The organism is Stenotrophomonas sp. YAU14D1_LEIMI4_1 (genome assembly GCF_003086815.1).
GTDB lineage: Bacteria > Pseudomonadota > Gammaproteobacteria > Xanthomonadales > Xanthomonadaceae > Stenotrophomonas.
The window spans coordinates 1,911,121-1,919,871 of record NZ_CP025997.1; the positions used below are offsets into that span (position 1 = coordinate 1,911,121).

Below are 8,751 nucleotides of genomic sequence, written 5' to 3' on the forward strand. Positions count from 1 at the left end.
ACCTACAATAGGGGGTCTCTCTGCCCCCGGACTGCCCCCATGAAACTGCCTGCCGCCTGGCTGTGCTGCCTGTTGCTTACTTCGCCGGCATGGGCCGCCGATACCGTGGTGAGCGGCAAGGTCTACCTGGAGCGCGACGGTAAGCCCGGGCGCGGTGCCACCGATCCCGGCCTGGCCGGCGTGCAGGTGTCCAACGGCGAGACCATCGTCAAGACCGCCGCCGATGGCAGCTACAGCCTGCCGGTGCGCGACGGCCAGACGGTGTTCGTCATCAAGCCCGATGCCTATTCCTTCCCGAAGGCGGCCGACGGACTGCCGTCGTTCTGGCGGCACTACCGCCCCAACGGCTCGCCGGCCCTGAAGTACGGTGGCATCGCCGCCACCGGTGATGCCGCCCGCAGTTGGGATTTCGCCCTGCAGGCCGATCGCCACGACAGCCGGCGCGGCTTCCAGATGCTGGTGTTCACCGATTCGCAGACCGCCACCACGCAGGACATCGGCTACTACCAGCAGTCGATCGTCAAACCGCTGGTGGGGCAGACCAAGGCGCGGCTGGGCACCACCCTGGGTGACATCGTCAATGACGACCTGACCCTGTACCCGGCCATCAACAAGGTGACCACCGAACTGGGCGTGCCGTGGTTCCATGTGCCCGGCAACCACGACCTGGATTTCGACGCCGCCAACGATGACCACTCGCTGGACAGCTGGCGCAACATCTACGGCCCGGACACCTACGCGGTGGAAGAGGGCGGTGCCAGCTTCGTGTTCCTGGACGACGTGGTGTACGACCCCAACGCCAAACCGAAGTACGTGGGCGGCCTGCGTGAGGACCAGTTCGCCTTCCTGGCCGCGTACCTGCAGGGCCTGCACAAGGACCGCCTGCTGGTGCTGGGCATGCACATTCCGCTGTTCGATGCCGCACCGGGGCGCGAGACCTTCCGCCACGCCGACCGCCAGCGCCTGTTCGATCTGCTCAAGCCGTTCCGCAATGTGCTGGTGCTGAGTGGGCACAGCCACACCCAGCAGCACGTCTACCACGGCAAGGCCGAAGGCTGGCAGGGCGACAAGCCGCTGCACGAATACAACGTGGGCGCCAACTGCGGCGCGTTCTGGTCCGGGGTGAAGAATGCTGCCGGCGTGCCGGACAGCACCATGAGCGATGGCACGCCCAAGGGCTACGCGCTGCTGGATGTGGCCGGCAACGGCAGCTACCGCCTGCAGTACCGCGTGGCCGGTGCCGCGGCCAGCGAGCAGATCGGCCTGCACGCGCCCAAGGTGCTGCGCCAGGGTGCCTACCCGGCGTGGGGCGTGTACGCCAACGTGTACATGGGCGAGGACGCCAGCGTGGTGGAGTACCGCGTGGATGGTGGCCCGTGGCAGCCCATGAAGCAGGTCAGCCAGCCCGACCCGCGCCTGCTGGTGGAGAACGTGGCCGACGATCTGGCCAGCACCCTGCGCGGCTATGACCGTTCGCCGGAAGCCACCGCCTCGCCGCACCTGTGGCGTGGCGCGCTGCCCACCGGGCTGGCGGTCGGCAGCCACAAGGTGGAGGTACGCTCCACCCAGCCGGACGGTGCGGTGTTCACCGCCACCACCAGTTACAGCCTGCAGACCGCCCAGCCCTGACCGGGCGGGCGGTTGCCACGACGAAAGGACGCGCCATGGAAATCCGCTTCATGGCCGGCACCACGCCGGTCACCCTCAGCCGCCACTGGTTCAGTGGTGCCATGCAGCTGCGCAGTGCCAGCGAAACGGTGTGGGTGCAGCACCCGCTGCACCCGGGCACGCATTTTTCGTTCTCGCTGGTGCAGTCCTGGCTGCGCCATATCGCCGGCCACCAGGTGCTGGTGGAACGCACCCGGCCGCTGCTGTTTGCCGGCTTCCGCCCGCAGCGCCTGCGCGTGCTGGTGGACGGCGTGCAGGTGGCCGAGCAGGAAGGCATGTAAGCCGCTGCCGGGCGGGGCATTGCCGCAGCGTTGGCAAAGCCGCTGGGATGCCCGAGAATCGACGCCGATCCGTCGATTCAAGCAGGCCCGTGTGAACGTCGCAGCAGTAGACCCGTCTTCCTCCGACGCCAGCGGCGCCGGCGTTTCGCACAGCGTGGTAGTGGCCGATGTGGGTGGCACCTTCGCCCGTGTCGCGGTGGCCCATCTGGTGCCTGGCCAGACCCCGCGCCTGGGCGGCTATCGCACCTATGCCTGCGCCGACCACGCCAGCCTGGCAGCGATCCTGGCCGACTTCAGTGCCAGCCTGGACCCGCCCGCGCACAGCGCGGTGGTGGCCATTGCCGGCGTGCTTGATGGCGATGTGCTGATCAACGCCAACCTGCCGTGGACCGTTTCACTGTCGGCCACCCGCGCGCAGTCCGGCCTGGGCGAACTGCAGCTGATCAATGATTTCGAGGCCGTGGCCCTGGCCGTGCCCTACCTGCAGCCGGAAACGCTGGTGCCGCTGAACGGCCCGGGCGACCCGGCGCAGGCGTTCCCGGCGCTGGTGCTGGGCGCGGGCACCGGCCTGGGCGCAGCGCTGCGCTTTGCCGATGGCGACCGCCCGGTGCTGGCCAGTGAACTGGGCCACGCCGCGCTGGGGGCTGGCACCGCGCTGGAACTGCAGGTGCTGGCCAAGCTGCTGCAGCGCTGGCCGCACGTGGACAACGAACGGGTGCTGTCCGGCAGCGGGCTGCTGAACCTGTACCCGTGCCTGTGCGAACTGCGCGGGGTTGCACCGCAGTGGTCGACCACCGAAGCGCTGATAGGCGCCGCGCGCAGCGGCGAGGATGCGGTGGCGGTGGAAACCCTGCAGGTGTTCTGCGCGTGGCTGGGCAGCCTGGCGGGCGATGCGGCCATTGCCGTAGGCGCGCGCTCGGTGTACCTGGCCGGCGGCATTTCCGCCCACGTGCAGGATTTCCTGGCCGACGGGCGTTTCCGCGACCGCTTCCTCAACAAGGGCGTGCTGGCCGATGTGCTGCGCCAGGTGCCGGTGTGGCGGGTGGAACATGGCCAGCTGGGCGTGCTCGGCGCGGCCGTCTGGCACGCGGCGCGGCTGCCGCGCGGGGGCTGAATCACGCAGCCGGCCCGCGGCCGGCATCGCTTTCTGCAAGGGGAGGGCAACATGGTGGATCGCAGGCAGTTCCTGCAGGCCGGTGCATTGGCCGCATGCATGGCCGCCTTGCCGGGCGTGCAGGCGCGCACGCAGGGCGGGGCGAAGGTCGTTTCAACGTGGGACTTCGGCGTGCCGGCCAACCAGGCCGCGTGGAAGGTACTGGGCCAGGGCGGCAGCGCGCTGGACGCGGTGGAAGCCGGCGCACGCTGGGCCGAAAGCGAACTGTGCAATCCCACCGTCGGCCATTGCGGCAACCCCGATCGCGACGGGGTATTGAGCCTGGATGCCAGCATCATGGATGGCGATGGCCGCTGCGGCGCGGTGGCTGCCCTGGTGGACATCGCGCACCCGGTGTCGGTGGCACGCAAGGTGATGGAAAACAGCCCGCATCTATTGCTGGTGGGCGACGGTGCCCAGCGGTTCGCCGTGCAACAGGGCTTCGAGCGCAAGCGGCTGCTCACCCCGCAGGCCGAGGCGGCCTGGCGCGAATGGTTGAAGACCGAGCAGTACCAGCCGCAGATCAACGCCGAGCGCCGTGGCATCCCCGGCAACAGCGACAACCACGACACCATCGGCATGCTGGCGCTGGACGCCAAGGGGCATCTTGCCGGCGCCTGCACCACCAGCGGCATGGCCTGGAAGCTGCACGGCCGGGTCGGCGACAGCCCGATCATCGGTGCCGGCCTGTACGTGGACAACGAGGTGGGCGCCGCCACCGCCTCGGGCGTGGGCGAGGAGATGATCCGCAACGCCGCCTCGTTCCTGGTGGTGGAGCTGATGCGGCAGGGCCGCACGCCTGCGCAGGCCTGCCGTGAAGCGATCGACCGGGTGGTGCGCAAGCGCCCCGAAGCCAGCCGCACACTGCAGGTGTGCTTCCTGGCGATGAACAAACAGGGCGAGGTGGGCGCGTACGCCCTGCATCGGGGCTTCGTCTATGCGGTATGCGATGGCCAGCGCCAGGACGACCTGCGCGATTCGCCGTCGATCTACACGAGCAGCCAGACGTGAGCGCCGCGCTGACGCTGGAGATCGCCAGCAACTCACTGGCATCTGCGCTGGCGGCGCAGGCCGGTGGCGCCGACCGCATCGAGCTGTTCGACAACCTGGGCGAGGGCGGCACCACGCCATCGTTCGCCAGCATCGCCATCGCGCGCGAGCGCCTGCAGATTCCCTTGTTCGTGCTGGTGCGGCCGCGCCCGGGCGACTTCCATTACGACGCGCTGGAAACCGAGCTGATGCTGCGCGACATCGCGCAGTGCCGTGCGCTGGGCTGCGATGGCGTGGTGATCGGTGCGCTGGATATGCACGGTGGCATCGACATGCCGCTGTGCCGTGAACTGGTGCAGGCTGCAGGGCCGTTGCAGGTCACCTTCCATCGCGCGTTCGATGCTGCGCGTGAGCTGCCGTCTGCACTGGAACAGGTGATCGAGCTGGGCTGCACGCGGGTGCTGAGTTCGGGCGGGCAGGTGAGCGCCGAAGCCGGCAGCAGCATGCTGGCCGCGCTGGTGACGCAGGCGGCAGGGCGCATCCGCGTGATGGCGGGCGCAGGGATCGGCCCGGCCAACATCGCCAGGATCGCGCGGTTGACCGGCTGCAGCGAACTGCATGCATCGGCCAAGGGCCTGCGGCGTTCGGCCATGCAGTTCCAGAACCCGCTGCTGCGCGGGCTGGACCCGGACTGGCACCAGACCAGTACCGCCACCGTGGCGGCATTGCGCAAGGCGTTGGACGGCGCGGCACACAAAAACGGCAGCCACCTGTGAAAGCGCAGCTGCCGTGGAGGACCGTTGAACGGGGTCGGATCCCTTCGCAGAAGGGCTCCGACCCCGGTAGCGCTTAGAACTTGTAGGTCGCGCCGAAGTAGATCTGACGGCCCGAGTACAGGTTGGAGATCAGGCGCGACTGGGTGTCGTTGCCCAGGTAGATGCGCTGTTCCGACTTGGTGGCGTTGAGCACCGAGGCGGTGAAGGTCAGCGCTTCGGTGAAGTTGTAGGCCACGTTCAGATCCAGCTGGTCGTACGGCTCGGTGTACTGGGTCATGCCGTTGACCAGGCCGCCGACCACTTCACCACGGCGGTTGTACGAGGCGCGGGCCAGGAACCGATCGGTTTCGTAGAACACCGTCAGGTTGGCCTGGTTCTTGGCGCTGCCCACCAGCGGCGATGCACCCAGGTTCTCGCCATTGAGCTCGATCGAGGCCAGGTTGGTGTCGTTGTAGGTGTAGTTGGCCTGCACGCCCAGGCCGAAGTCGAAGGTGTACTGGCCGTACAGTTCCACGCCCTGCGACACTGCATCGCGGCCATTGGCCTGGGTGCTGTAGTTCTGCACCGTCACCATTTCGCCACCGACTTCCATCTGCACGTCACGCACGATCGGCACGGTGAAGTTGCTGATGTCCTTGCGGAACAGGCCGACGCCGGCGACCGCGCCCGGCATGAAGTACCACTCCACGCCCAGGTCGTACTGGGTCGCTTCGAAGGCTTCCAGGTTCTTGTTGCTGCCGCTGCCGGCCCAGCCTTCGGTCGGCGCACCGCCGGCAACGCGGCGGTCATTGACGTACTCGGGGCTGTAGTAGCTTAGGCTGCCGGGTGCGGCGATGCTGGTGTAGCTCGGCCGTGCCACCACCTTCGACGCGGCGCCACGCAGCACCAGGTTGTCGGTGATGTCCCAGGCGATGTTGAAGCTGGGCAACACGTCGGTGTAGGTGCGGTCCGAACCGATCAGCTCGTAGCTCTTCTCGCGTGCCAGGGCATCGGGCAGGCGCACGAAGCCGCTTTCGCAACCATAGGTCGGGAAGGCGGCTGCCGCCGGATCGTCGCAGGACATCGGCGCGCCAGAGGCGTTGTCCAGGAAGTAATCGTTGAAGCGTTCGATCGAGTCGCTGGACTGGGCGAACTGCTTGGTGCGCACCACGCGCACGCCGACGTTGCCGCGCAGGCGCTCGGTACGGAAGTTGGCCTGGAAGTAACCGGAATAGATCTTCTCGTTGACGTTGTAGACGAAGTCGTCCTCAACGCGGTTATGCGACGAACCATAGGTGGAGTTCAGGTAGTCGATGTAGGACGGGAAGTTGATGCCCGGGAATACATTCGCGTTGAAACCACCGGCGATGCCGCTGATCGGGTTGGACAGGAAGAAACCGGGCTGGGCGATGCCGGCGGTGTTGTCACAGCCGGCCTGATAGCGGCTGTCATAGTCGGCCGGGTCGGCGCCCTGGCACACCCAGTAGGTGTTGCCGGTGTTGCGGTGGACCTTGCCATCACGGTACTTGGCGCCGAACTGGATCGAGTCCAGCCAGCCGCTTTCGAACATCTTGGTGACATCGGCCTGGAAGTGGTTCTGCTCTACCTCGGTCTGCATCCACGACGAATCGGTCGAGCCGGTGTCGACCTCGGCGATGCCATTCATCAGCACCTCCTGCAGGTTCGGCGAGACGGTCAGCGACGGGGTGCCGGTCAGGTCCCACGCGGTGTATTGGTTGCCCGATTCCCACACGCCGTTGACGCGGCGGCGCGGCTTGGCCGACATGCGGAAGTTCATCGACGGGCCACCCTCGGACCAGGTGCGGCCACCGCTGAAGGAGGCCTTCCACAGCGGGCTGATGTCCCAGTCGATGGTCAGGTCGGCGGTCTGCGAGAGCGCCTTTTCGCGGCTGTAGCCACCGGTCAGCTGCGGGGTGGGAATGGTGCAGTCATCCGGGCCCCAGCCACCCGGGGCCAGGCCGGCGGCAGCGGCTTCGTCTTCGCTGCAGTAGTAGGTCTTGCCAGCCAGCTTTTCGAACTGTGCGCCGGTGACCACCGTGCCACTGGGGTCGAAGCTGAGGCCGTTGAGCAGGCGGCCGCCGGCCCAGTTGCCGTCACCGTTGTAGCGCGCCATGTTCCACTCGGGCACCTTCAGCATGTTCTGCGTGTAGTCGCCGTCCAGCTGGAAGCGGAAGTAGTTGGCGGTCAGGGTCAGGTTGTCGACCGGCTTGAACTGGAACGTCAGCTGGCCACCCTTGCGCTCGCGCTTCTCTTCCTTCACCGCGAAGTTCACCGAGGTGGGCATGAAGAAGTCGCTGTAGTTGCGGCCGAACTGGTCGTTGAAGCCGGAGTTGCCCCACCAGTAGTTGATGCCGCCCTGGGTGAGGGCGTTGCCGTTGACATCACGGGCATCGACATCGGTGCCGTACCACTGGTAGTTCTCGGTGGTCACTTCCATGGTGCGGCTGGTGCGCTTCTGCTGGGTCACGCCCACCAGCACACCGAAGCGCTCGTCCTTGCTGTGCCACGAGTACAGCGCCGACGCCTGCGGGTCGACATCCTGGTGGGTGTCGGAGGAGACGCCTTCCAGGGTCACGTAGCCGGAGTTGGATTCCATTTCCAGCGGGCGGCGGGTGTGCAGGATGACCGTGCCGCCGATGCCGCCTTCGTCGATGCGCGCTTCTGGCGATTTGAACAGCTCGGCGCTGGACAGCATGTTCGACGGCAGCAGGGTGTAGTTGAACGAACGGCTGGCCTCGTCATTGGTTTCGGAGGTGGCGATGTAGTTGCCGTTCAACTGGGTCAGGGTCAGGTCGGGGTCGAGGCCGCGCACGCTGACGCTCTTGCCTTCGCCGCCGTCACGGGTGATGACCACGCCGGGCACGCGCTGCAGCGAGTCGGCAACGTTCTTGTCGGGGAACTTGCCGACGTCTTCGGCGGTGATCACTTCGACCACGGCGTTGGCGTCGCGCTTCTGCTGCAGGCTCTTCTCGATCGCATAGCGGTAGCCGGTGACCTGCACGCTGTCCAGCGTGGTGGCGTCGGCGCTGCCGGTGGTCGGTTGTGCGCTGGCCTGCTGGGCAGCGGCGCCGGTCGGCGCAACGGCTGCGGCCAGGGCCAGTGCGACGGCGAACGACAAGGCGTCGCGGCCGTGCGTACGAGTTGAATGCTTGATTGCCATCTCTCCCTCTCTCATGGATTGATCCGGTGACTGACGCGGAAACTTGAATCGATCTAATCTGCGGTGCCGATTTTGCTGATGCCGCGCGGCTGCCTGGGGCGGCGCGCTGGTGTTCGGTACATCTGGTGCCGGTCCCCAACGCCGGGCCATCCCACGGGATCCGCTTGGATCGATCTAAGCGATGGCGGGGCGATTTTTAGCATGGCCAGAGGGTCTGCGCATGCTGCTGCGCAATATTGCAGGGACGTGTCGGCCGAATGATGTTTCGCTGAAACACACTGGAATCGTTTACATGCGCAAAGGGGTGGGGGTTGTTCGGCAGGGCTTGCAGCCCTGCACCCGCCTGGAGCAACGGCAACGTCAACTTCAAAAGCGGGCTATCCGTGGGTTGGCGGGGCGGTGTCGGATTGCGGGGACGCCGCAAGTACGTCCTTGTAGGCTTGGCAGCCGCATCCATGCGGCTGACACCCCGCAATCCGACACCGCCCCGCCCTCGACAGGTTCACGCGGCTGTTGGTAGGTGTCGACCTTGGTCGACACATCTGTCGGGTATCGAATGGATACATCCAGTTGGCCGGCGGCCAGTAGATCCACGCCATGCGTGGATGAATCTGTCAGACATCGAAATCAATCTGGGGTCGGAGCCCGTTGCGCAGCAACGGGATCCGACCCCGCCTGGCCCGACAAATCGCGGGGAACCGTCAGAGGCGGGGCGGTGTGGGG

6 protein-coding genes are annotated in these 8,751 nt (G+C 66.8%); 5 read left to right on the forward strand and 1 reads right to left on the reverse strand.

Translation table 11 applies throughout. The annotated features are described in order from the left end of the window. The first annotated feature begins 39 nt into the window (after window positions 1-39). The 5 genes from C1932_RS08895 to C1932_RS08915 all read left to right on the forward strand — a co-directional run bounded on the left by C1932_RS08895 (window position 40) and on the right by C1932_RS08915 (window position 4,868). The gene (locus C1932_RS08895; protein WP_108761876.1) at window positions 40-1,629 is read left to right on the forward strand and encodes a calcineurin-like phosphoesterase family protein; all 1,590 of its coding nucleotides are present in this window, start codon (window positions 40-42) and stop codon (window positions 1,627-1,629) included. 35 nt (window positions 1,630-1,664) lie between these two features. Further along, a complete protein-coding gene (locus tag C1932_RS08900; RefSeq protein WP_108749468.1) occupies window positions 1,665-1,949 on the forward strand; it encodes a hypothetical protein in 285 nt (94 codons plus the stop codon). A 91-nt stretch (window positions 1,950-2,040) separates the two neighbouring features. Further along, on the forward strand, window positions 2,041-3,063 hold the full coding sequence (locus C1932_RS08905; RefSeq protein ID WP_108761877.1) for a glucokinase: 1,023 nt from the start codon (window positions 2,041-2,043) through the stop codon (window positions 3,061-3,063). A gap of 51 nt (window positions 3,064-3,114) precedes the next feature. Beyond that, window positions 3,115-4,113: a N(4)-(beta-N-acetylglucosaminyl)-L-asparaginase gene (locus C1932_RS08910; RefSeq protein WP_108761878.1), complete on the forward strand. Its 999-nt coding sequence runs from the start codon at window positions 3,115-3,117 to the stop codon at window positions 4,111-4,113. Then, entirely contained in the window at window positions 4,110-4,868 is a 759-nt protein-coding gene (locus C1932_RS08915) for a copper homeostasis protein CutC (protein WP_108761879.1), read from the forward strand. The genes C1932_RS08910 and C1932_RS08915 overlap by 4 nt, the downstream gene beginning before the upstream one ends. A 73-nt stretch (window positions 4,869-4,941) precedes the next feature. On the opposite strand, the gene C1932_RS08920 is transcribed toward C1932_RS08915, so the two are convergent. Beyond that, a complete protein-coding gene (locus C1932_RS08920; RefSeq protein ID WP_108761880.1) occupies window positions 4,942-8,028 on the reverse strand; it encodes a TonB-dependent receptor in 3,087 nt (1,028 codons plus the stop codon). Between the last annotated feature and the right edge of the window lie 723 nt (window positions 8,029-8,751).

Bases quoted from the DNA above. Each gene is read 5' to 3' on its own strand.
- C1932_RS08900 (WP_108749468.1), top strand. From the start codon at position 1,665: ATGGAAATCCGCTTCATGGCCGGCACCACGCCGGTCACCCTCAGCCGC.
- C1932_RS08910 (WP_108761878.1), top strand. From the start codon at position 3,115: ATGGTGGATCGCAGGCAGTTCCTGCAGGCCGGTGCATTGGCCGCATGC.
- C1932_RS08920 (WP_108761880.1), bottom strand. From the start codon at position 8,028: ATGGCAATCAAGCATTCAACTCGTACGCACGGCCGCGACGCCTTGTCG.
- C1932_RS08895 (WP_108761876.1), top strand. From the start codon at position 40: ATGAAACTGCCTGCCGCCTGGCTGTGCTGCCTGTTGCTTACTTCGCCG.